This window comes from Rhodococcus sp. IEGM 27, assembly GCF_033142305.1.
Classification (GTDB): Bacteria; Actinomycetota; Actinomycetes; order Mycobacteriales; family Mycobacteriaceae; genus Rhodococcus_F; species Rhodococcus_F oxybenzonivorans.
The window spans coordinates 201,842-228,357 of sequence record NZ_JAWLSG010000008.1 but is presented as its reverse complement, the minus strand read 5'-3'; the positions used below and the strand labels follow the sequence as shown (position 1 = coordinate 228,357).

At 67.4% G+C, this 26,516-nt stretch carries 1 protein-coding gene (cut by a window edge); it reads left to right on the top strand.

What is annotated here, in order from left to right:
• A protein-coding gene (locus tag R4P95_RS25640; protein ID WP_397517791.1) for a non-ribosomal peptide synthase/polyketide synthase crosses the window boundary here: on the top strand, window positions 1–26,516 show its 3' portion. It extends 7,261 nt beyond the left edge of the window; the window shows 26,516 of its 33,777 coding nt (coding positions 7,262–33,777); the start codon falls outside the window, past its left edge; its stop codon occupies window positions 26,514–26,516.

The following is a 26,516-nucleotide window of genomic DNA, read 5'->3' as shown; positions in this document are numbered from 1 at the left end:
GTGAAATCGACGCTGCCCTGGTTCAGCATCCCGCTCTCGAGTTCGCGACCACGGTAGGCAGCACCATGCCATCGGGCGCGACAGCGCTCGTGTCCTATGTGCTGCCGTCGGCCGGGAGCACGGTGGACGCCGCCGAGGTCACCCGATTCGTCTCCGGCACGCTGCCTGCACACATGGTGCCCAGTGCTGTTCTCGTGCTCGACGAGATTCCGCTCACCACCGCGGGCAAGCTCGACCGCCGGGCACTGCCCGAGCCCGGTTTCGACGCGCTGCAGGGCGAGGTCGTCGAACCCCGCACGGCGGCAGAAGAATTGGTCGCCGGGGTTTTCGCCGAGGTACTCGGACTGTCGAAAATCAGTGTGGCCGAGTCGTTCTTCGACCTCGGCGGTAACTCACTCCTCGCCACCAAGGCGGTCGCGCGAGTGAACGCGGCAGCGGGAACACGACTGGGTGTGCGCGAGCTCTTCGAGGCGCCGACGGTCGAGCGCCTGGCTGTCTTGGCCACCGACGGCGCGGGTTCGGGGTCCGACCGGCCGGCACTGGTCGCACAGCCGCGTCCCGAGCGGGTTCCGATGTCGATGGCCCAGCAGAGCATGTGGCTGATGAACCGGTACGACACGACGTCGTCGGCGTACAACATCCCGCTCGCGGTCCGGTTGTCCGGCAGCCTCGACATCGAGGCGATGTCGAGCGCCGTGTCGGATGTCCTCGCGCGACACGAGTCACTGCGGACCGTGTTCCCCGACTCCGCCGACGGGCCGTACCAGCAGGTCGTCGACGTAGACCAGGTGCCGTTCGATCTGACGCCCGTGCCGGTGCCCGAGTCCGAGCTTCACTCGGTACTCACCGCATTCGCCACCGAAGGGTTCGACGTCACGGCGGCCCCGCCGCTGCGTGTTCGCCTGTTCGCGACCGGCGACACGGAGTTCCTCCTCGTCCTGGTGGTCCACCACATCTGCGCGGACGGTGCCTCGTTGGCTCCGTTGGCGCGGGACGTGATGGTCGCCTACAGCGCCCGGACAGCAGGTGCGGCTCCGCTCTGGCAGCCGCTGCCGGTGCAGTACGCCGACTTCGCCCTGTGGCAGCGCGAAGTGCTCGGCGATCCTGCCGACAGCAAGTCCCTCGCGGCCGAGCAGATCTCCTACTGGGAGAACGCACTGGCCGGGGTGCCGGAGCTGATCGACCTCCCTCGCGATCACGCGCGGCCAGCACGTCAGTCGATGATCGGTGATTCCGTCGACTTCGTGATCTCGCCCGAACTGCGCAGCGGGCTCGAGAAGCTCGGCAGAGACCACGGAGCGTCACTGTTCATGGTGACCCACGCGGCGTTGACCACCTTGCTGGCACGGTTGAGTAACAGCGACGACATCACGGTCGGCACTCCCCATGCGGCGCGAACCGACCAGATGCTCGACGATCTGGTGGGCATGTTCGTCAACACGCTCGTCTTGCGCGCCCGGGTCGACGCGGGTGATTCCTTCGCAGCGCTGATCGAACGGATCCGCGACAACGACCTCGCGGCGTTCGGGCATTCCGACGTGCCGTTCGAGAAACTGGTGGAAGCGCTGCAGATTCGCCGCTCCGCCTCGTATTCGCCGCTCTTCCAAGTGATGTTGGCGTTCCAGAACAATCGTCTGGAATCGCTCGAACTGCCCGGACTCACCGTACGGGTCATCGAGGACATGGCCGAGGGCGCCAAATACGACCTCACCCTGACCATGTCCGAGAAGGCTGATGACGCGGGCCGGCCGTCCGGCCTCGGCGGCCGCTTCACTTTCGCCACCGACCTCTTCGCACGGGAGAGTGTGGAGCGCATCACTCAGCGGTTCGTGCGGATCCTCGAGGCCGTCGTCGAGAACCCACTCGTCGCCGTAGGCGATATCGACATTCTCACCGAACACGAGAGAGCAAAGTTGACCCAAGCACGACCTGCCCGCACGATGACGGTCCGCGAACTACCGCAGCTGCTGGCAGCCGCGGTGGACGTCGCGCCCGACGCCGTAGCCGTCGCACACGACGGCATGCAGGTGACGTACCGGGAGTTCGATGAACGCCTCCGGTTGATGTCTGCGCCGTTGGCCGAGCGGGGAATGGCTCCGGACGCGATCGTGTCCGTCGTTCTGTCCGGTCTGGTTCCGACCATCATGATGGCTCCGCCGTCGGAGGACGGGCAGGACGGTTTCGGAGCGATCCTGGACAAGGTGATCGCCGACGCGTACCGGCTTGTCGGCGACGTGGACCTCGAAAAGTTCGCGGCCGCACCTGCCGTCGTGGAGCCGGCCCCGGCGGACGCGGCGACGGCCCGGCTGGAGTCCCCCCTCACGGCGTGGCAGGACAGCGTCGAACGTGACCCCGAGGCGATCGTGGTGGTCGCCGGGGGAGTGTCGACCACGCGCGCCGAGCTGAACAGACGCGCCAACCAGGTGGCCCGCGAGCTCGCCGAGCGGGGTATCGGCGACGACGACGTCGTCGCCCTGATCCTGCCTCGTTCACTCGACTGGGTCGTCGGCATGCTCGCGGTGTGGAAGGTCGGCGCCGCCTACTCACCACTCGACCAGGCATGGCCTCTCGAACGCATCGCGGGTCTCGTCGACACCAGCGGAGCGCGCGCGGCGATCACCACGTCGTCGTGGCGCGAACTCGGACGGAAGCCGCTGGGCGATCGCGTCCTCGACACGGCCGTGGTCCTCGACGACCCGGACACCGTTCGAGCACTGGACTCCCGCGACGGAAGCGATCTCGCGTTCGACCCGTGGGTGGGCGACGAGGCGGGAGCCCGTCTCGCCTACGTCATCTCGACATCGGGTTCGACGGGACGGCCGAAGCCGACGATGGTGCCGATGGCAGGTGTGCTCAACACTTACCGTTGGTACCGCGACGAGATGCGCATCGCCGAGGGCACCGGTGTTCTCGTGGCGAGCTCGCCGTTGTTCGACCTGACGCAGAAGAACGTGTGGGTTCCGTTGATGTCCGGCGGCGTCGTCCATCTGGCGGCCGAGGGCTTCGACCCTGCCGACATTCTGCGGCACCTCGCGATGGGGGACGTCCGCATCGTGAATATGGCGCCCAGCGCCTTCGAATTGCTGGCCGAACTCGACGCAGACGACACGATGGCGTCGCTGGACTGCGTGGTCCTCGGCGGTGAGCAGATTCGACCGGCCGCGTACGCCAAGCTTGTCGGACGAGGCGTCCGCCTCGTCAACTCCTACGGCCCGACGGAAGCGTCGGACGTCACCGCGTCCTACGAGCTCGACCTGACGGCTCCGGATGCCGAGGAAACCCCGATCCCCATCGGGTCGCCGTTGCCCGGTGCCGAGTACTACGTCCTGGACAAGCGTCTGCGTCCCGTTCCGGCCGGCGTGACCGGCGAGCTGTACATCGGCGGTGTCGTGGTCGGGCGCGGTTACGGCGGAATGGCCGATGTCACCGCCTCGCGCTTCGTCGCGAATCCCCTCGGCGATGCGGGCTCTCGCCTGTACCGCACCGGCGACCTCGTGCGCGAGCGCGCCGACGGAGAGTTGATCTTCCTCGGGCGCAGTGACTTCCAGATCAAGATTCGTGGCCTCCGGGTCGAACTCGGCGAGATCGAGTCGGCTCTGACGGCGATGGACGACATCAAGCAGTCGATCGTCGTGGTCTCCGAGCGTCACGGACTGCAGCGACTCGTCGGCTATGTCACCGCCGCGGCGGGTGCCTCCGTGACGGCTCACGACGTGACCGCGCGTCTGCGTACGCTTCTGCCGTCGCACCTGGTTCCCGATGCGCTCGTCGTCGTGGACGAGATGCCGCTCAACGCGAGCGGCAAGATCGACCGCAAGGCGCTTCCCGAACCGGAATTCGCCACCGATAATGCCGAGTTCGTCGCACCCCGCACACCGCTGGAGGAGGTCGTCGCCGCGGTCTTCGGTGACGTGATCGGTCTCGACCGCGTGAGCGTCGACGCGTCGTTCTTCGATCTCGGCGGTAATTCGCTGAGCGCCACACGCGTCGCGTCCCGTCTGTCGGCGGCGACCGGCGCCACAGTGGGCATGCGAGATCTCTTCGAAGTCCCCACTGTCGCCGAACTCGCCGACTTCATCGAGCGGCAGGACGGTGATCGGGCGCCCCGACCGGCCCTGGTCGCGCAGCAGCGGCCCGAGCAACTTCCGTTGTCGCTGGCACAGCAGCGCATGTGGTTCCTCAACCGCTTCGACCCGACCTCGCCCGCATACAACGTGCCGTTGACGGTCCGGTTCCGCGGTGATCTCGACGTCACCGCGATGGCGTCGGCTCTGTCCGACGTCGTGGCGCGCCACGAGGTCCTGCGAACCGTGTTCCCCGACTCCGATGCCGGCGCATACCAGGTCATACTTCCCGCATCGGACGTCGACCTGGGTCTCGATCCGGTCGAGGTCGCCGAATCGGATCTGACGGCTCGCCTGTTCGAGTTCGGCTCGCAGGGGTTCGACGTCACCGACACACTCCCGATCCGCGCTCGCCTCTTCCGCATCGCCGCGGACGATCACGTCCTGGTCGTGGTGATGCACCACATCGCCTCCGACGGCGCGTCGACACTGCCGTTGGCACGCGACGTGATGGCGGCCTACGCCGCGCGTGTGTCGGGAGGGGAGCCGCAGTGGCCCGAGCTCCCGATCCAGTACGCCGACTACGCGATCTGGCAGCGCGCTCTGCTCGGATCCGAAGACGACCCGCACTCGCTTGCGGCGCAGCAGATCGACTTCTGGTCGAAGACTCTGGCGGGTCTGCCCGACGTTCTCGAGTTGCCGACCGATCGGCCCAGGCCGGCAGTGCGGTCGATGACGGGTGCCGCCGTCGATTTCACCATCGATGCCGACCTGCACCGCCGGCTGAGTGATCTTGCGCGCGAGCACAATGTCTCCTCGTTCATGGTGTTGCATGCGGCGCTGTCCGTGCTGCTGGCGCGCGTGAGTGCGGGCACCGACATTGCCATCGGCGCGGCGATTGCCGGCCGCGGCGAGGAGGCGCTCGACAACCTCGTCGGCATGTTCGTCAACACGCTGGTGTTGCGCACGCAGGTCGAGCCCGGTGCGTCGTTCACGGCTCTCCTCGAACACGTTCGAGAGCAGGATCTTGCAGCTTTCAGCCACCAGGACGTTCCGTTCGAGCAGCTGGTCGACGCCCTGAAACCGACCCGATCCACGGCCTACACGCCGCTGTTCCAGGTGGTTCTGACACATCAGGTCAACGGAATTCCGTCGCTCGAGTTCGAGGGACTGGAAGCCGTTCCCGGTGCGGTCGACGTCGAGTTCAGCAAATTCGACCTCACCGTCGACCTGCAGGAGCAGTGGTCCGACGCGGGAGTGGCCACCGGCATCACCGGGTCGCTCGGGTATGCGACGGAAATTTTCGACGCAGGCACGGTTCACGGCTTCGTGGATCGCTTCCTGCGAATCCTCGAGTCCGTCGCGACCGACACCGACATTGCCGTGGGAGACATCCTCATCCTCGATCCGCGGGAGGCCGCTGAGCTGGCTCCGGTCCGGGGCGTCGAGGGAGCGGCGCCGCAGACGCTCGTGGAGTTGCTCGCGGGTGCCGTGGCCGCGAACCCGGACGGTGTCGCCGTCGTCGCGGGCAGCGAATCGATCACCTACCGGGAGCTCGACGCACGCTCGAACCGCATCGCGCGGGCACTGATCGAGCGAGGGGTGGGCGCCGAGTCGTTCGTCGCCCTGGGCATCACCCGCTCGATCGCTTCCGTGGTGGGCATCTGGGCCGTTGCCAAGAGTGGCGGCGCCTACGTGCCGATCGACCCGAAGTACCCAGACGAGCGTATCGCCCACATGGTCACCGATTCCGGTGTGACGCTGGGGCTTTCCGTCGCATCCGAGCTCGACCGGCTGCCGGCCGGCGTCGACTGGCTGCTCCTCGACGGTGACGACGCCGACACCGCTTGGGCGCAGTACTCGGCGGCACCGGTCACCGACGCGGACCGTCGTTCGTCGGTGACACCGGCGAACAGCGCGTACGTCATCTACACCTCCGGCACCACCGGGCAGCCCAAGGGTGTCGTCGTCAGCCACCGCGGTCTGGCGAACTTCGCTGCCGAACAGCGTGAGCGTTACCAGGTGACCACCGCGTCGCGGACCTTGCATTTCGCCTCACCGAGCTTCGACGCGTCGGTGCTCGAACTGCTGCTCGCGGTCGGCGCCGGTGCCACTATGGTGATCGCCCCCACGGACGTGTACGGCGGTCCCGAGCTCGCGAAGTTCCTGCGCGAGAACCGGATCACGCACGGTTTCGTCACGCCCTCCGCCCTCGCGTCCGTCGACCCGGCGGGTCTCGACGACTTCCAGTTCGTGGTGGCCGGCGGCGAAGCGGTGCCGGCAGAACTCGCCGCGCGCTGGGCTCCCGGGCGTTCGCTGTTCAACGGCTACGGACCCACCGAGACCACGATCATGACCAACATCAGCGAACCGATGTCCGCTGACGGTCCGGTGACGATCGGTGGCCCGATCCGGGGAACCAGTGCGCTCGTACTCGATGATCGTCTGCGCCCTGTTCCGGTGGGTATCGCAGGTGAGCTCTATCTGTCGGGGCTCGGGCTGGCTCGCGGATACCACCGGCGTACGCCGCTGACCGCCGAACGTTTCGTCGCCAACCCCTACGGCGCACCCGGCGACCGGATGTACCGCACCGGCGACGTCGTCCGATGGAAGCGGGACGAACACGGTGCGCTGACGGCCGACTACGTCGGCAGGTCGGACCAGCAGGTGAAGGTTCGCGGCTTCCGGATCGAACTGGGTGAAATCGATGCCGTCCTCGCGCGACACGAGTCGGTCGAGTTCGTCACCACGTCTGCGTTGACCTCCTCGTCCGGCGACGCCGCCCTGGTGTCCTACGTGCTGCCCGCCGCGGGACGAACTGTGGACCAGGCAGAACTGATGGACTTCGCGGGTGAGTTCCTGCCGTCGTTCATGGTTCCGGCCACTGTCATCGCTCTCGAATCCGTGCCCCTGACCCCTGTGGGCAAGCTCGATCGGCGGGCGTTGCCGGTTCCCGAAACGTTCGCCGTCACACGCGAATACCGCGCTCCGCAGTCACACATCGAGCAGACGGTGGCAGCTGTGTTCGCCGAGGTTCTCGGTGTCGAGCGAGTGGGGCTCGACGACGCCTTCTTCGAACTCGGCGGCAACTCGCTCATCGCTACCCGCGTCGTGTCCCGGATCAACACGGCCCTCGATACGGACATCGGTGTACGCGAACTCTTCGAGGCTCCCACCGTCGGCGCTCTCGCGTCGCGGGTGGATGCGCGTGGCACCGGCATCGCCGCCCGCCCTGCTCTGGCACCGCGTCCGCGTCCCGACCGCATCCCGCTGTCGCTCGCGCAACAGCGGATGTGGTTCGCCAACCGCTACGATCCGTCCTCCCCGTCGTACAACATCCCGATGGCACTGCGTCTGTCGGGTGCTCTCGACGTCACAGCGCTGCAGTCCGCACTCGCCGACGTGCTCGAACGCCACGAATCTCTGCGTACCCAGTTCCCGAGTTCCCCTGAAGGGCCGCACCAGGTCATCCGGCCGGCCGCCGAGGTGGATCTGAACCTCGAGGTGACGCACGTCGCCGACGAGTCGGAACTCCGCGATCGCCTGTTGGCCGTCGCCACCACCGGGTTCGACGTCACCAAGTCCGTGCCGGTCCGCGCAGCGCTCTTCCGGGTGGGGGAGGCGGACTCCGCCGAGCACGTTCTCCTCATCGTCATCCACCACATTTCCGCGGACGGCGGCTCGATCGCGCCACTGGCGCGTGACCTGTTCACGGCGTACAGCGCGCGGGTCGAGGGCTCCGCTCCGGCATGGGCGCCCCTCGCGGTGCAGTTCGCCGACTTCGCCCTGTGGCAGCGGGAGGTGCTCGGTTCGGAGGAAGATCCGGCGTCGCCGGCTGCTCGGCAGCTGGACTACTGGGTGAACACGCTCGCCGATGCGCCCGAGCTTCTCGAGCTACCTCTCGACCGCCAGCGCACGCCCAACCGGGTTCCGCAGTCTGCGCGAGTCGAGTTCGAGTTCGGCCCTGACCTGAAGGCTGCCCTCGCGGAGGTCGCGCAGGCGCACCAGGCCTCCGTGTTCATGGTGGTACACGCGGCGTTCGCCGTACTGCTGGCGCGAATGAGCGGTACCGAGGACATCGTGGTCGGTACGCCCGTCGCCGGCCGCGGCGACGCCGCCCTGGACGATCTGGTCGGCATGTTCGTGAACACGCTGGTGCTGCGGACAGAGGTCTCTCAGTCGGCGACCTTCGCCGATGTGCTCGACAGCGTGCGCAACACGGATCTGGGTGCTTTCGGAAACACCGACATTCCCTTCGAAAGGCTCGTCGAGGCACTCGCCCCGGCGCGGTCGAACACCTACGCACCGCTCGTTCAGGTGACGCTGACCTTCCAGAACAACGAAGCGGCCAAGCTCGAGCTGCCTGGTCTGACGGTGACGGCACTCGACAACGAGGCCAACCTGGCAAAGTTCGATCTCACCCTCGCCGTCGACGAGCAGGGCGCCGACGCGGACGGTCCGACGAAGGCGATGTTCAGCTACGCGACGGACATCTTCGACGAAGCGACGATCGAGGGCTACCGGTCTCGGTTCCTGGCGATTCTCGATGCGGTCGTGGCGGACAGTTCGGTGATCGTGGGTGACATCGACATCCTGTCGGCCGCAGAACATGCGGAGCTCGGTGGCACTTCCAGCGACGCGGTGGAGTCGCTGGGGTCGCACAGTGCTGCGGAGGAGCTCGCGACGCGGCCGTTGCCGGAGTTGCTCGATGCGGCAGCATCGATCAATCCTCACGGTATTGCGTTGTCTCACAACGGTAACGATGTGACCTACCGGCAATGGCACGAGAAGTCCGGTGAGCTGGCACGTACGCTTGCGAGCGTCGGTGTCGGACCGGAGGCTGCTGTGACGGTGGCCTTGTCGACCTTGCTGCCGGGTCTGCTCGACGGAGCATCCGGTGAAGGTTTCGCGGATCAGTTCGCCGGCATGCTCGCCGGGGTGATCGCCGAAGCCACTTCTGCGTCGGATCGCCGCGCCGGTGCGCTTCCCGTCGACCTCGTGGAGTGCTGGTCGGAGCAGGTCCGGGCAAATCCGGACGCCCTTGCGTTGAAGGGGAACGGCCACGCTCTCTCCCGCCGGGAATTGAACGCCCGGGCCAATCAGCTGGCCCGTGAGCTTGCGTCCCGCGGTGTCCGTCCCGACGACGTGGTTGCCCTGGTGGTTCCCCGCTCGATCGAGTGGATCATCGGCATGCTCGCAACGTGGAAAGCGGGCGCCGCCTACGCACCGATCGATCCGGCCTACCCCGCGGAACGTATCGGCGCCATGCTCCACGACTGTGGTGCTCGTGCCGTTGTCGCCACGACGGCGTGGGCAGGCGCCGACGACGTCGAGGCCGACGTTCTCGTACTCGACGACCCCACCGTGGCGTCGGAGTTGGCGGCACACGATGACTCCGACCCCGTCAATCACTGGACCGAGGACGGATCCGGCGCTCGCCTGGCCTACGTCATCTCCACATCCGGTTCGACCGGTAGGCCCAAACCCGCGCTGGTGCCGATGGCCGGATTCTGCAACATGATGGTGTGGTTCCGCGGCCAACTCGCGCTCGAGCAGGGCGACGGCGTCCTGGTCTCCTCGGCACCCGGATTCGACCTGACGCAGAAGACGGTGTGGGGAACGCTGTCATTGGGTGGAGCGATCCACCTTGCGGTCGAGGGATTCGAACCCCAGTCGATTCTCCGTCAGATCGACGAGAACGAACTGACGGTGGTCAACATGGCGCCCGGCGCCTTCGAGATCGTCGCAGAGCTCGAGCAGAACGAGGAACTTCGTAGCGTCCGCACCATCGCGCTCGGCGGTGAGGCGGTCAAGGCTGCGCCGCTGAAGAAGTTCCTCGACCGAGGAGTCCGCTGCCACAACAGCTACGGGCCTACCGAAGCGTCCGACATCGTCACGTCCTACGTCATCACACCCGAAGATGCGGTGTCCGATCAATTGCGGCTTCCCATCGGCCCCGCACTCGACAACGTGGCGCTGTATGTTCTGGACGGCCGGCTCCGCCGGGTTCCCGACGGTATGACGGGTGAGCTCTATGTCGGTGGTATCGCGGTCGGCCGCGGCTACGGCAACATGTTCGGGATCACCTCCACGCGATTCATCGCGGACCCGTTCGGCGCTCCCGGCACCCGGATGTACCGCACCGGCGACCTGGTGCGGCGCCGAAGCGACAAGAACTACGACTTCCTGGGCAGGACCGACTTCCAGGTCAAGATCCGCGGCCTGCGCATCGAACTCGGCGAGATCGAATTCGCTCTGCTGGCGCACCCCGACGTGTCTCAGACAGTCGTCGTCGTCCGGGACACCCCGCAGGGACAGCGGCTCGTCGCCTACGCCGTGCCGGCTGCCGGGGATATCGATTCGCGGGAGGTCTTGTCCTCGCTCGCGAAGACCCTTCCCGCGCACATGGTTCCCGACGTCCTCGTAGTCCTCGAATCCATGCCGCTGAACAACAACGGCAAGGTGGATCGGAAGCGGCTGCCCGAACCGCACTTCGACTCCGACGACCACGAGTACGTCGCTCCCCGTACTCCGCTCGAAGAGATCGTGGCCGGCGTCTTCGCCGACGTTCTCGGTATCGAACGGGCCGGCGCCACCGATTCGTTCTTCGACCTCGGTGGAAACTCCCTCAGTGCCACCCGGGTGGTGGCGCGTCTCGAAGAGGCCCTCGGCACGGAATTGACTGTCCGCTCGGTCTTCGAGAACCCGACGGTCGAGGGCGTGGCGGCCGTTGCCGAGCACTCGGCCGACGCCGACCGCGAGCGCCTGCCGTTGACCGCGGGGCCGCGGCCGGAACGAATCCCTCTGTCACTGGCGCAGTCTCGGATGTGGTTCATCAACCAGTTCGACACCGAGTCGGCGGCGTACAACCTGCCGATGGCGGTGCGTCTGAGGGGAAACCTCGACATCGATGCGCTGGGTGCTGCTCTCACCGACGTGGTGGAGCGTCACGAGTCGCTGCGCACCCTGTTCCCCGAGTCGCCCGATGGTCCGTATCAGGTGATACTTCCGACGGCCGAGGCCGTGGAGCCGTTGACCGTCGAGCCGACCACGGACGAGGCCGACGCCTACCGCCGAGCGCGTGCGCTCGCGAACACAGGTTTCGACGTCAGTCTCTCGGTGCCGTTCCGGGTCCGTCTCCTCCAGATGAGTGGAGGCGAGCACGTTCTGGTGCTCGTCGTCCACCACATCGCCGCGGACGGCGCCTCGATGGCACCACTGTTCCGGGACATGATGCAGGCATATGTGACCCGCGCAGCCGGTGACGCACCGGGCTGGGAACCACTGCCTGTGCAGTACGCGGATTTCGCGTTGTGGCAGCGTGAGGTACTCGGCGACGAATCCGACCCGGAGTCGATCGCGTCGCGCCAGGTCGACTACTGGCGTCACGCACTTGCCGACCTTCCCGAGTCGCTCGAACTTCCCACCGACCGCCCGCGTCCGCCCGTGCAGTCGCTGCGCGGCGCGACGCTCGACTTCGACATCGACCCGGACACGCATCGCGCACTGGCGGCGCTCGCCCGCCGGCACAACGCGAGCATGTTCATGGTCGTGCATGCCGCGTTCGCCGTACTGCTCGAGCGGCTCAGCTCGAATACCGATCTCGCCATCGGCACGCCTGTCGCGGGCCGCGGCGTGCGTGAGATCGACGAGATGGTCGGCATGTTCGTCAATACCCTCGTCCTGCGTAGTTCGGTGAATCCGGAGTTGCGGTTCCTGGAGCTGCTGGCGCAGGTTCGGGAGACGGACCTCGAGGCATTCGCACACGGAGACATTCCGTTCGAGCGGCTCGTCGACGTGCTGAACGTCCCCCGTTCCACGGCCCACCAACCGCTCTTCCAGGTTGCCTTGGCGTTCAACAACACCGGTAGCTCGACTCTCGAGTTCCCCGGCCTCGAGGTCTCGGTCCTCGAGACCCCGCTGGATGTCGCGAAATTCGATCTGCAGCTCAGTGTGGGTGAGCGTTACGTCGACGGGGGAGCGGCAGGCATCGTCGCGTCGTTCAACTACGCGACCGATCTGTTCGACGAGCGGACGGTGCAGAGGTTCGCCGATCGGTTCGTCCGGATTCTCGGAGCGGTGGCGACCGAGCCGGACGTGATTCTCGGCGACATCGACATTCTCGACGCGGCCGAGAAGGCTGCCATCGCACCTGTGCGCGGTCCCCGGTCGCTCGAACCGCGGACCCTGCCCGAACTGTTGCGTTCGGGCGTGGACCTCGCACCGGATTCGGTGGCGCTGTCCTCCGAGGGCCGTGAGCTCACCTACCGCGAACTCGACGAGCAGTCGAACCGGCTGGCGCGCGTGCTGATCGATCGGGGAGTGGGGCCGGAGAACTACGTAGCGCTCGCCATCACCCGTTCCGTGGAATCGATCCTGGGAATCTGGTCGATCGCGAAGGCGGGTGGCGCCTACCTGCCCGTCGACCCGAAGCTTCCGTTCGAGCGAATCAACGAGATGTTGTCCGATTCGGGTGCTGTCCTGGGTCTCACGGTCGATCGTCATCGAGACGACCTGCCGGACACGGTGTCCTGGATGGTCCTCGATGCTCCCGAGTTCGCCGACCAGACGCGTGTGGTGTCGGCGGCTCCGGTTCGCGACGCGGATCGTCGCCGTCAGCTGACCGTCGATCATCCGGCGTACCTGATCTACACGTCCGGCTCGACGGGCAAACCGAAGGGCGTCGTGGTCACCCACCGCGGTCTGGCGAACCTCACCAGCGAGGTTCGTGAGCACTACGTCGTGTCGCCGAGTTCGCGTTTCCTGCACGTGGCGTCGCCGAGCTTCGACACCTCGGTCGGTGAGATGCTCGCCGCGTTCAGTGCCGGTGCCACTCTGGTGATTTCACCCGCGGACGTGTACGGGGGCGACGAGCTCGCCGACCTGATCCGCCGTGAGCAGGTCAACAACGTCGTGATGACGCCGACCGCACTGATGACCGTCGATCCCGAGGGGCTCGACTCCGTGCGGTCCGTCGTGGTCGGCGGCGACACGTGCACACCGGAACTGGTTGCCCGATGGGCGCCCGGCCGCGAGATGCGCAACGCCTACGGGCCGACCGAGACCACGGTGATCGTCACGATCACCGAACCGATGGTGGCCGGGGAACGGGTGACGATCGGTAAGCCGTTGCGCGGTGTCGAATCACTCATCCTGGACTCCCGCCTGCGTCCGGTGCCCGAAGGCGTTCCCGGTGAGCTCTACATCTGTGGACCGTCGGTGACCCGCGGATACCACAACCGTCCGTCGGTCACGTCGGAGCGGTTCGTGGCCAACCCGTTCGGCGAGCCCGGCTCGCGCATGTACCGCACCGGAGACGTGGTGCGGTGGGCGGACGACCACCGCGTGGAGTACGTCGGCCGGTCCGACTTCCAGGTGAAGGTTCGCGGGTTCCGCGTCGAGCTCGGTGAGATCGACGCCGCACTGGCAGCCCAGCCGGACATCGAGTTCGCCGTGACCGTGGGCCGTGAGAACCCCGCGGGCCTGACGACCCTCGTGTCCTACGTCCTGCCGGTCGATGGTGCGACGGTGGATCCGGAATCGCTGAAGACGGTTGTCGGCGAGACTCTTCCGCCGTACATGGTGCCGTCGGTGGTGATCCTGCTAGACGAGATCCCGTTGACCGGAATCGGCAAGCTGGACCGCGCGCGCCTGCCCGAGCCGGAGTTCGTCTCCTCGAGTGCGGAGTTCCGCGCACCGTCGACACCGGCCGAGGAGACCGTCGCCACAATCTTCTGCGAGGTCCTCGGTCTGTCCGCGGTGAGCGTGGACGACAGTTTCTTCGACCTCGGCGGCAACTCGCTCAGCGCCACTCGCGTCGTGTCCCGGGTGGGGCAGGCATTCGGGCTCCGGGTGGGCGTCCGGGAGTTGTTCGAGGCGCCGACCGTGGCCTCGCTCGCCGTCCGCATCTCGGCCACTGCCACCAGCGACGAGGTTCGACCCGTCCTCGGGCCACGGAAGCGACCGGATCACATTCCCCTCTCCCTCGCGCAGTCGCGAATGTGGTTCATCAACCGCTTCGATCCCGAGTCGGCGGCCTACAACATCCCGTTGGCGGTCCGGTTGTCGGGCGCCCTCGACGTGGAGGCGCTGCGGGCCGCGGTGTTCGACGTGCTCGAACGGCACGAATCACTGCGGACCACCTACCCGGATTCCGCGGACGGACCCCATCAGGTCATCCTCCCCGCCGAGCAGGTACCGGTCGATCTCGCGCCGGTTGCCGTGACGGGCGACGAACTACGCTCCCGCCTGGTGGAGATGGCCACCGCGGGATTCGATGTGACCGCCGACGTGCCCCCGATCCGGATGCGGTTGTTCGAGACTGCCCCACAGGACTACGTGCTCGCGCTCATCGTGCACCACGTGTCCACCGACGGCGAGTCGACGGCACCGTTCGTCCGCGACGTCATGGTGGCGTACGCGTCCCGTGCAGCGGGACGGGAGCCGGGCTTCGGTCCGCTTCCCGTGCAGTACGCCGACTATGCGATCTGGCAACGCGAACTGCTGGGCAGCGAAGACGATCCGCAGAGTCTCATCTCGGCACAGCTCGACTTCTGGAAGAAGGCGCTGGCCGGTGTGCCGGACCTTCTCGAGCTTCCGCTCGACCGCCCGCGTCCGCCCGTGCAGTCGCTGCGCGGAGCGAGGGTCGATTTCACGATCGACGCGGCGCTGCACCGAGGCCTGGCGGCGCTCGCCCGAGGGCACAACGCCAGTGTGTTCATGGCCGTCCACGCGGCATTCGCGGTGCTCCTGAGCAGGCTGTCGGGCACCGAGGACATCTCGGTCGGAACGCCGATCGCCGGCCGCGGTGAGCGTGAACTCGACGACGTCGTCGGCATGTTCGTCAACACCCTCGCCCTGCGCGTGCAGGTGGACGACGGGCAGAGTTTCGACGAGATCCTCGACCGTGCACGTGAAGCGGACCTCGAGGCGTTCTCGCACGCCGACGTGCCGTTCGAGCGGCTGGTCGAGGTGCTCAACCCGGCACGATCGATGGCCCATCACCCGATCTTCCAGGTGGGCTACTCGTTCCAGAACACGACGAAGTCCGACCTGCAGCTACCCGACCTGACCGTCGCACCGCTCGACATGGAAGGCGACACAGCTCAGTTCGATCTGCACCTCGTCCTCGGGGACAGCCCCGAGGGCGAGGAGATGTCCGGTGTGTTCACCTACGCCACCGACCTGTTCGACGCGGTGACCGTGCAGGGCTTTGCGGATCGGTTCCTGCGGGTGCTCTCGGCTGCCGTCGCGTCACCGCAGGTCGCTGTCGGCGATCTGCCGTTGATCGGGGACGACGAGCGCGCCCAGGTGGTGTCGGGCTGGAACGACACGGCACGGGCACTGCCCGAGACGACACTCGCCGATATGTTCACCGCCGCGGCCGTCAGGGATCCGGACGCCACCGCGGTCGTGTTCGAGGACGAGTCGCTGACCTATGGCGAATTCGCTGCACGGGTCTACCGGCTCGCCCGCCACCTCATCGATCTGGGTGTGGGACCGGAAACCGTCGTGGGCCTTGCCCTTCCGCGGTCGGTGGAACTGCTGGTCGGCATGTATGCCATTGCGCAGGCCGGCGGCGTGTACCTGCCGATCGATCCGGATCATCCCGTCGAGCGGACCGCGTACGTGCTCGGCAGCGCGCAACCCGTGTGTGTGCTGACTCTCCGGAGCGTCGTCGCGTCGCTGCCGACGGGTGTCGATGTCGTCGTCCTCGACGAGATCGACCTCACCGGGGCGGCGGCCACGTCGATCACCGATGCCGATCGCCGAGCACCGTTGCGGTCGACCCATGCGGCCTATGTGATCTACACGTCCGGCTCGACCGGCCGGCCCAAGGGCGTCACCATCACGCACGGTGCCATCGCGAACCAATTGCGATGGAAGCAGGACGAGTACCCCCTGACCGCCGACGATGCGGTGTTGCTGAAAACGGCGGCCACCTTCGACCTCTCCGTGTGGGAGTTCTGGTGGGCGCTGACCTCGGGGGCACGGCTCGTCGTCGCCAAGCCGGACGGTCACCGAGATCCGTCGTACCTCGCCGGACTCGTTGCCGAGCAGCAGGTCACGAACGTGCACTTCGTTCCGTCGCTGCTCGCGGCTTTCGTATCGGTGGCGGAGTCTGCCCAGCTCGCGTCGTTGCGACGGGTTCTCTGCATCGGTGAGGCTCTCCCGGCCGACACGGTGCAGCGCCTGCGGGACGTCAGCGGTGCCGAAATCTTCAACCTGTACGGCCCGACCGAAGCGGCGGTCAGCGTCACGTACTACCGGTGCGGCGTCGAACGGGGCAGTTCCGTCCCGATCGGGCGGCCCGAGTGGAACACGCAGACGTACGTTCTCGACACCCGGCTGCACCCCGTGCCTGCCGGCGTGACAGGTGAGCTCTATCTGGCGGGTGACCAGCTGGCTCGCGGCTACTTCGGCCGCCACGACCTCACCGCGGAACGGTTCGTGGCCAACCCCTTCGGGCCTTCGGGCGCCCGGATGTACCGGACCGGTGACCTGGTGCGGTGGAATCGGGACGGCAACCTCGACTATGTGGGCCGCTCCGACTTCCAGGTGAAGGTCCGTGGATTCCGCATCGAGCTCGGCGAGATCGAGCGTGCGCTTCTCGCGCACCCCGCGGTGGCTCAGGCAGTCGTCGTCGTGCACAGCGATCGCCACACCGGTGACCGGCTGGTCGGTTACGTCGTGCCGGAGTCCGGAGATGCACTCGACATCGCGGACGTGCTCGGATCCGTGGGCCGCTCGGTGCCGGGATACATGGTTCCGGCGGCACTCGTGACGCTCGACCGGTTGCCCCTCAACATCAACGGCAAGATCGACCGCAAGGCGCTGCCCGAGCCCGAGTTCGCAGGGGTTTCGGACCAGTACAAGGCGCCGCGGACCCCGGTCGAGGAGATCGTCGCGGGAGTGTTCGCGGACGTGCTCGGCCACGAGCGTGTCAGTGTCGATTCCAGCTTCTTCGACCTGGGTGGCAACTCGCTCGTGGCCACCCGTGTGGTGGCCCGGGTGAACGCCGCACTCGATTCCTCGATCGGTGTGCGTGAGCTTTTCGAGGCGCCCAGCGTGATCGCCCTGTCCGCACGGGTCGAGCAATCCGATTCGGCGGGGGTCGGCCGGCCCGCGCTGGTCCCGCAACCGCGTCCGGCGCGGATCCCGTTGTCCCCGGCGCAGTCTCGGATGTGGTTCATCAACCAGTTCGACACCGCATCGGCGGCCTACAACATCCCACTCGCCATTCGGTTGACCGGCGAACTCGACGTCCGGGCGCTCGAACAGGCCCTCGGGGACGTCGTCGAACGGCACGAGACCCTGCGCACCCGCTACCCGGACACGGGAGAGGGTCCCGGGCAGGTCGTCGTGTCCCGTGCCGAGGCGTTCACGGAACTCGAAGTCGAGAGCGTCGCCGACGAGGACGGTCTGCGGAACCACGTGATCGCCCTCGTCACCGCCGGATTCGATGTCGCGAAGGCAGTACCCGTCCGGGCCCGCCTCCTGCGGCTCGACTCCGCGCATCACGTGCTGGTGATCGTCGTCCACCACATCTCCGCGGACGGTGCCTCGACGGCGCCGCTGGCGCGTGACGTCGTGGTCGCCTACAGCGCCCGGACCGCCGGATCGGAACCCAACTGGGCCCCGCTCGACGTCCAGTACGCCGATTTCGCGTTGTGGCAGCATGAACTGCTCGGCGACGAGAACGCCCCGGATTCGTTGGCCGCGAAGCAGATCGACTACTGGCGCGAGACCCTGGCCGGGTTGCCGGACGTGCTACCGCTGCCGACGGACCGACCCCGGCCCCCGGCCCAGTCGATGCGCGGCGCCAACTTCGAGTTCGAGATCGATGCGGAACTCCGTCGACGCCTCGGCGTGCTCGCCCGCGAGCACAATGCGTCGCTGTTCATGGTGGCGCACGCCGCGTTGTCAGTCCTGTTGGCCCGGCTCAGCGCCACGCAGGACATCGCCATCGGCACCGCGATAGAAGGACGCGGTGAGGCAGCGCTCGACGACCTCGTCGGCATGTTCGTCAATACCCTGGTGCTGCGCTCGCAGGTGGATGTCGACGACCGATTCGCCGACCTGCTCGCGCAGGTCCGCCAGCACGACCTCGGCGCGTTCACGCACACCGATGTGCCGTTCGAGCGTCTGGTGGAGATTCTGCAGCCGGAGCGGTCGACCGCCTTCTCGCCGCTGTTCCAGGTTGCGCTGGCGTTCCAGAACATCGAGCAGGCTCACCTCGAACTTCCGGGGCTGACCGTCGAGGGTCTCGACGGGGGAGTCAGCGCGGCCAAGTTCGACCTCCAGCTGACCCTCGCGGACGCTGCCGGAGAACCCACGGACACCGGTGGCTCCGCGCCGATGCGCGCAGTGTTCACCTATGCCACCGACCTGTTCGACGAACGCACCATCGCCGCGTTCGCGTTCCGGTTCCGCCGCATCCTCGAGGCGATCACCCGCGACGCCTCGGTGGTCATCGGTGACATCGACGTCCTGAACAGCGACGAGCAGCGGGTCCTCGCGCCCGTGCGCGGTGCAGCATCGGTTCCGCCGCAGACGTTGGCCCGCATCCTCGCCGCCGCGGCGGAGGCAGACCCCGAGGCCGTGGCGGTCGTGTGCGGGGACCAGCAGGTCACGTACCGCGAACTCGACGAGCGCTCGAACCGTCTGGCCCGGGTACTGATCGGCCGCGGAATCGGTTCGGACGATTTCGTGGCTCTCGCACTCACCCGATCGGTGGAGTCGATCCTCTCGATCTGGGCGGTCGCGAAGACGGGTGCCGCCTTCGTGCCCGTCGACCCGAGCTACCCGTACGACCGCATTCTGCACATGGTCACCGATTCCCGCGTGGAGATCGGTCTGACCACGGCGGCGCACAGCACCGACCTGCCGGACACGGTGCGGTGGCTCGTCCTGGGCGACGAAGACATGGACAGTGCATGCGCCCACGTCTCGTCCGAGGCCGTCACCGACGACACCCGAATCCGTCCCACGCGGGTGGACGACGCCGCATATGTCATCTACACCTCGGGCTCGACCGGTCTGCCGAAGGGCGTCGTCGTCACCCACACCGGGCTGGCGAACGTCACGCGGGAACAGGTCGAACGGCTGGGGCTCACGCCGCAGTCGAGGGTCCTGCACTTCGCGTCGCCGAGCTTCGACGCGTCCGTGTTCGAATTGCTTCTGGCCGTTGCCGCCTCGTCGACGATGGTCATCGCCTCCGGAGTCGTGTACGGCGGCGAGGAATTGGCTCGACTGCTCAGGGAGCAGGAGGTCAGCCACGCCTTCATCACCCCGGCGGCGCTGACGACGGTGGATCCCGCCGGCCTGGATGGCATCGAGGTTCTGTCGGTGGCCGGTGAAGCCTGCCCGCCCGAGCTGATGCAGAGGTGGGCGCCCGGCCGGCGCATGTACAACCTGTACGGCCCCTCCGAAGCGACGATCTGGAGCACGTCGAGCTCCCCGATGAGGGCCGATCGGCCCGTCACCATCGGCGGTCCGACGCGCGGTGTCGACGTGGTCGTGCTCGACTCCCGGCTCAGCCCCGTCCCGGTCGGTGTCGCGGGTGAGCTCTACGTGGCGGGGCCGAGCGTGGCACGCGGCTACCACAATCGATTCGCCCTCACTGCAGAGCGTTTCGTCGCCAACCCGTTCGGTGGTCCGGGGGAGCGGCTGTACCGCACGGGCGACGTCGTCCGCTGGGTCTACGCCGACGAAGAAGGATCGGAAGGACAGGGCGAGCTCGTCCTCGACTACGTCGGTCGATCCGATTTTCAGGTGAAGGTCCGCGGATTCCGTATCGAGCTCGGCGAGATCGATGCCGAACTAGGAAGGCATCCGAGCGTGGACTTCGCGGTCACTCTCGGCCATCATCGCGAGCAGACGGGTCAGACCGTCCTCGTCTCCTACGTGATGCCTGCCCCGGGCGCGTCGATCGACGTCGCCGAGTTGTCCGCGTTCGTGTCCGAGACGCTGCCGGGCTACATGGTGCCCTCGTCGATCATGCCGATCGACTCGGTGCCGCTGACACCCGCAGGAAAGTTGGACCGCAAGGCACTACCGGAACCCCGGTTCGTATCGGTCGCCACCGAGTTCCGCGCGCCGTCGACGCCGATGGAGAAGGCCATCGCCGACGTCTTCGCACAGGTCCTCGGTGTGGAGAGGGTCAGCGTCGACGATTCGTTCTTCGCCCTCGGTGGCGACAGCATCGTGTCGATCCAGCTGACCACGCGGGCCAAGAACGCCGGTGTCCTGTTCTCGGCGCGAGACGTGTTCGAGCGCAAGACTGTTGCCGAACTCGCCGACGTCGCCGCCTGGGCCACCGACGTCGAGTCGGTGACCCTCGAGGAACTGCCCGGCGGCGGAGTCGGTTCGATACCCCTCACGCCGATCGCGCACTGGCTGACCGAAAGCGCGGGCCGATTCGACAGGTTCTCGCAGGCGGTTCTGCTGACCACGCCCGCAGGCGTGACCCGGGAGCAGTTGGTGGAGACCGTGGACGCGATCCTGAGTCACCACGACATCCTCCGATCCCGGTTGACCCGCTCGGGGAACGAGTGGGTGTTCGACACACTGCCCGTCGGCGAGGCTCTCGGCGCCGATGAGCTGTTCGAACGCGTCGAGTTCACCGACAAGCCGGGGACCGAGGCATTCGAGCGGCTGGGGCGTGCGGCACTTGAACGCGCCGCGAGCCGACTCGATCCCGCATCGGGGCGGATGACGGAATTCGTCTGGTTCGCGCCCGCCGAGTCGCTGCCCGGACAGAGCGGACGACTGCTGGTCCTGGCGCACCACCTCGTCGTCGACGGTGTGTCGTGGCGAGTGTTGTTGCCCGACTTCGCCACCGCGGGATCACAGATCGCGCGGGGCGAGAAGCCGCAGCTCGAGCCGGTCGGCTCGTCGGTGCGGGCGTGGGCGCACGGGTTGGTGGAGGAAGCGAAGTCTCCGCACCGCGTGGCCGAACTCGACTTCTGGCGGACCATGCTCGACGGCACCGATCCGCTGCTGGGCAAGCGGGCGTTCGACCCGGAGCGGGATGTGATCGCCCGGACGCACAGTCTGAGCATGACCTTCTCCACACCGGTGACGCAGGCGTTGCTGACCTCGATCCCGCAGTCCGTGAACGGTGGCGTCAACGACGGCCTTCTCGCGGCGCTCGCGCTCGCTGTCGCGCAGTGGCGCCGGAACAAGACCGGAGTCGACGGCGCCCCGGGCGACCAGTCGGTGCTCATCAATCTCGAGGGCCACGGCCGTGAAGAATCCGTTGTCCCGGGTGCCGACCTGTCGCGGACCGTGGGCTGGTTCACCAGCCTGTTCCCCGTTCGCCTCGATGTTTCCCGTGCCGACCTGGCGGAGGCGTTCGACGGTGGACGATCTGCGGGTTCGGCTCTGAAGGCCGTGAAGGAACAGCTGCTGGCGGTCCCGGACCGCGGCATGGGCTTCGGCTTGCTGCGCTACCTGAACGAGAAGACCGCCCCGGCGCTGGCAGCGCTGCCGACGCCGCAGATCGGTTTCAACTATCTCGGTCGCGCGGGTTCGGTCGACCTCCCAGAGGAGATCCGGGACCTCGGCTGGGTCCCCGACAGCGACTCGGGCGAGTTCGGCGGCGCAATGGACGACGAGATGGTCGCGCCTGCTGTGCTCAGCATCAACGCCGTCACCTCCGAATCGGCATCGGGTCCCCAACTCGAGGCGAAGATCGCGTTCGCCGAGGAGATCCTCGACGAATCCGACGTCTGGGAGCTGGCCGAACTCTGGCACGCGGCGGCGGCCGCGTTGGCCGAGCACGCGTCACGGCCCGACGGCGGCGGCCTGACCCCGTCGGACGTCCCGCTCGTCACCGTGACCCAGCATGATCTCGAGATCCTGGAACAGCGCTACCCGGAGGCCTCCGACGTGTGGCCGCTGGCACCGCTGCAGTCCGGCATGTTCTTCCACTCGGTCCTCGCCGAGGACGCTGTCGACGTCTACACCGCACAGGTGGTGCTCGGCCTCGCAGGCACCGTCGATGCCGCCCGACTGCGGGCTGCCGCCGAGGCGCTCATCGCGCGTCACGCAAACCTGCGTACCGCCTTCGTCACCGACGATGCCGGGGAAGCGGTACAGGTGGTCGTCGATTCCGTGGAACTGCCCTGGGAAGAGATCGACCTGTCCGGACTGTCCGAGGCGGCACGTGAAGAACGGATGAGCACCCTCCTGGGTGAGCACCGCTCGGCTCGCTTCGACATGGTGCGACCCCCGTTGATGCGATTCCTGCTGATTCGCACGGGGCCGGATACCTGCAGCTTCTCCATCAGCAACCACCACATCCTGCTCGACGGATGGTCGATGCCGTTGCTGATGAAGGACTTGTTGGTGTTGTACGCCACCCGGGGAGACGGCTCGGTGTTGCCGCGGGTACGTGGCTACCGGGACTTCCTCAGCTGGCTGTCCGCGCGTGACACGCACGCCTCACGCACGGCGTGGGCGCACGCACTTGCCGGGCTGGACGGTCCCACCGTGCTCGCCCCCGCACCCAGCGGTCCGGTACGCCCCGAGCCCGCCGAGTTCGCGGTACGCCTCGGCGCGGCGGTCAGCGAGAACCTGGCGCGCGTCGCCCGGGATCGTGGCCTGACGATGAACACCATCGTCCAGGCAGCGTGGGGTCTGCTCCTGTCCCGGATGACGGCGTCCGACGACGTCGTCTTCGGTGCCACGGTGTCGGGTCGTCCGCCGGAGGTCAACGGCATCGAATCGATGGTGGGTCTGTTCATCAACACGATCCCGATCCGCGTGCGCATCGATCCCCGCGAGTCGCTCCTCGGGCTTCTCGAGCGTCTACAGGCCGAACAGTCGGCTTTGCTCGAGCATCACCACATCGGGCTGCCCGAGATCCAGCAAATCGCCGGAATCGGCGGACTGTTCGACACGTTGACGGTGTTCGAGTCGTACCCGATCGATCGGGCCGGTCTCACCGAGTCCAGCGACATCGACGGGTTGCGGGTCACCGGCGCGCAGATCAGCGACGCCTCGCATTACCCGCTGAGCCTCCTGGCGCAGTCGGACGCCGAGGTCCAGCTGGTACTGAAGTACCTCCCGGACGTGTTCGGGGCAGACACTGTCGAGCGGATCGGGGCACGCCTGGACCGCATTCTGCACACCATCGCTGCCGGCGGTGCCACGCTGGTCGGCGATCTCGACCTGCTGGCGGCGGAGGAACGCGACCTCGTACTGTCCCGGTGGAACGACACCGCGCACGCCGTCTCCGCCCAGTCCGTGACCTCGATGTTCCGTGCTCAGGTGGCGCGCACCCCGGATGCGACCGCCGTGGTCGCCGGACAGGATCGACTGAGCTACGCGCAGTTCGACGCGCGGGTGAACCGGCTGGCCCGTCACCTGATCGCGCTGGGCGTGGGACCGGACTCGGTGGTCGGTATCGCGATGCGACGCTCCCTCGACATGGTGATCAGCCTGTACGCCGTGCACGCGGCGGGTGGTGCATACGTGCCGATCGACCCGGAGCATCCGGCCGACCGGACCACCTACGTGGTGGACAGCGCTGCCCCGACGTGTGTGCTGAGCGTTGCCGACGACATCGCCAATCTCGACGTCGACGTCCCCGTGTATCTGGTGGAGGACTTCGACCTCTCCGGCTACGCCGACACTGCAGTCGAGGATGCCGAGCGGCTCGGTGAACTCCACCCGGAGAACCTGGCGTACGCGCTGTACACGTCCGGTTCGACGGGACGCCCCAAGGGTGTGGCGATTCCGCATTCGGCGCTGGCCAACCAGCTCGAGTGGATGCGGGACGAGTACGGCATCGGTGCCGAGGACGTGGTCCTGCAGAAGACTCCCTTCACGTTCGACGCCTCGGTGTGGGAGCTGTTCTTGCCGTTGGTGGTCGGCGGCACCCTCGTCGTCGCCTCCCCGGACGGTCACCGCGACCCCGAGTACATGGCGAAGACGGTGGGCGCGGAGTCGGTGACCGTGGTCCAGTTCGTTCCGTCGGTCCTGACGATGTTCCTCGACGCGGCCACGGCCGACCTGTGCGGTTCGCTGCGGCTGGTCTTCGCCGGCGGTGAACCACTTCCGCAGTCGGCGGCGGATCGGCTCGCACGGATCGGTTCCGCCGAGCTGGTCAACCTGTACGGACCGACCGAGGTCACAATCAACTCGGCGGCTCAGGTCGTGGACCGTTCGCACACCGGGACCATCGCGCCGATCGGTGTCCCGGTCTGGAACACCCGGGCCTACGTGCTCGACGCGCACTTGACGCCGTCGCCGATCGGTGTCCCCGGTGAGCTGTACCTCGACGGGGCCCAGCTGGCGCGCGGATACATCAACAGCGCCGCGCTCAGCGCCGAACGATTCGTCGCCGACCCCTTCGGCGCCGACGGTTCACGGATGTACCGCACCGGTGACCTCGTGCGGTGGAACGAGAGCGGTGAACTGGAGTTCGTCGGACGTACCGACTTCCAGGTGAAGGTCCGCGGCCTGCGTATCGAACTCGGTGAGGTGGAAGAGGCGTTCGTGCGCCACACAGAGGTGGCGCAGGCGGCTGTGATCGTGCGGGACAGCGAGGTCGGCGCACGGCTCGTGGCGTACGTCGTCCCGAAGCCGGGTTCGGCTGTCGACACGGCTGCGCTCACGGGGTTCGTCGCAGAATCGTTGCCTGACTACATGCTGCCGGACGCCGTGATGGTTCTGGCCGAACTGCCGCTGGGTACCAGCGGCAAGCTCGACAGGCGTGCCCTACCGGTGCCCGACTTCGCCTCGGCGGCCCAGTTCCGGGCGCCGCGCACCGACAGCGAACGCGCGCTGGCGTCGATCTTCGCGGAACTGCTCGGGCGGGACCGCGTGGGTGTCGACGACTCGTTCTTCGAGCTCGGTGGCGACAGCATCGTCTCCATTCAGCTGGTAGCGCGGGCACGGTCGGCCGGTATCCACTTCACAGCACGCGATGTGTTCGAACGGCGCACCGTCGCCGAGCTGGCGGCGGTCGCCGATTCGGGGGAGTCCGCGGCCGCGGCGTTGCAGGAATACGAGGGTGGCGGTGTCGGCACGGTGCCGCTCACTCCGGTCGCCCGGAAGATGGTCGAGCGCGGCGGGAATTTCGACCGCTTCGTGATGCCGCTGATGGTGACGCTTCCTGCCGGCATCGGACGTGACCAGCTGATCGCGACACTCTCGGCGGTGGTGGACAAGCACGACGCTCTCCGCGCCACGCTGGTGTCGGAGTCGTCGGAGCCTGCCCTCGAGATCGCACCCGCCGGCCGCGTCGACCTCGACGGTGCCGTGGAGCGTGTCGCCGTCACCGCCGAACCCGGTTCCCCGGAGTTCGACGAGGTGGCGAGTGCCGCCTTCGCGCAGGCGCTAGACCGGCTCGACCCCCGAACAGGTTCGATGCTCCAGTTCGTGTGGTTCGACCCGGCCGATCCGAGCCGGGCGGGCCGACTGCTGGTGGTGCCCCATCACCTCGTGATCGACTCGGTCTCGTGGCGCATTCTGGTCCCGGACCTTGCAACGGCCGGTGCCCAGATCGCAGCGGGGCAGACGCCGTCGCTGGAGCCGGTGGGAACGTCCCTGCGGCGGTGGACCGACGGCCTCCTCGAGGCAGCCGCGAGTCCGGAGCGGGTGGCCGAACTGGCCGTGTGGGAGCGGATGCTCACCGGCCCGGACCCCGTGCTGGGGTCGCGGGAACTGGATCTTCGGTCCGACCTCGTCAGCACTCTCGAGCGCACCCGGGTCGATGTGCCGGCCCCCGTCACCGAGGCCTTGCTCGGGACGGCTCCCGGCGCACTCGACGCGGAAATCGGTGACGTGCTCGCCGCGGCCCTCGCACTCGCGGTGGCCGCCTGGCGGCAGGGCCGTGGGATCGACGAGCCGTCGGCGGTAGTCACTCTCGAGGGCCACGGACGCGAAGAATCAGTGGTTCCCGGTGCAGATTTGTCCCGTACGGTCGGCTGGTTCACCACGATGTACCCGGCTCGACTCGATCTCGCAGGGGTCGATATCGGCGAGGCGATCGAGGGTGGCCCGAGTGCGGCAGCCGCGGTCCAGGCGGTACGGAATCAGCTCGGTGCGGTACCTGACAAGGGGATCGGCTACGGGTTGCTGCGTTACCTGAATCCGGAGACCGCCGCGGTCATGAGCAACTGGCCGGAACCACAGATCGTGTTCAACTACATCGGCCGCGTCAATGCTGCGGAAATTCCCGAGGCGGCGCAGGGCCTGGACTGGCTGCCCGATTTCGAGACCTCGGTGACGGGTGGACAGGTGAACAGTGAGATGCCGGCCCAAGCGGTGCTCGACATCCAGTCGGTGATCACCGATACCGCGGATGGTCGGCAGTTGACGGCGTTCATGTCGTTCCCCCCCGGGATTCTGACGGCCTCCGAGGTGGACGACTTCGGGCAGTGCTGGGTGGCGGCACTGACCGGTTTGGTGGCACAGGCGCGGTCCCGAGCCGGACGCTGA